The organism is Paenibacillus sp. 01T422, assembly GCF_056398785.1.
In genome coordinates, this window is the sequence record NZ_JBFTQB010001527.1 from 1 (window position 1) to 609 (window position 609).

Sequence of the window (609 nt, forward strand, 5' to 3'; positions counted from 1 at the left end):
GATCAGCGTAGAGCAGCAGTTAATGGAATTACTCATGTCCAAACTCTAAGGAGGCAGTTACTTCATGAAATGGTATCGCAGTAAGTGGTTTATAGTATTAATCRCGGTAATCGTCTGCGCAGGTGGCACTTATGCTTATTTTACAAAAGGTAAGAAAAGCAAAGCAGCGGATGTGAAAGAGGTTACTTATGAGGTTAAAAAAGGCAATATCCGTTCTTCTGTATCCGGTACTGCACAGTTCGAACCCAAAGATACACAAACGATCTCCATTCCRGTTGATTCAAACATTAAATCCATTAATATGAAACGGAACCAAACAGTGAAAGCTGGGGATGTTCTTTTAGAATTGACGAGTACGAGCCTGGAAAGTGATTTGCAAGATGCACAACTGACATACGAGCAAACAGAGAAGGACTTGAACACTTTGATGGACCAGGAAGGATTAATGGCTGTTAAGGCGCCGATTTCCGGGAAACTCACCTATGCAACGAACTTAGAATTAGGAGCAACTATTAACAAATCGACCAAAATTGCAACAATCTCTGATGTGAACAACTTGACTGTGACGCTGCCATTCTATGTGGAAGACGCTGCACAGCTGCACTCAGG

General features: G+C 42.0%; 1 protein-coding gene. It reads left to right on the forward strand.

Annotation, left to right across the window (positions count from 1 at the left end):
- Positions 1 to 64: 64 nt before the first annotated feature.
- Positions 65 to 609, forward strand: a 545-nt coding sequence (locus AC1DUA_RS39990) for an efflux RND transporter periplasmic adaptor subunit (RefSeq protein WP_477504926.1), incomplete at its 3' end; no start/stop codon positions are given.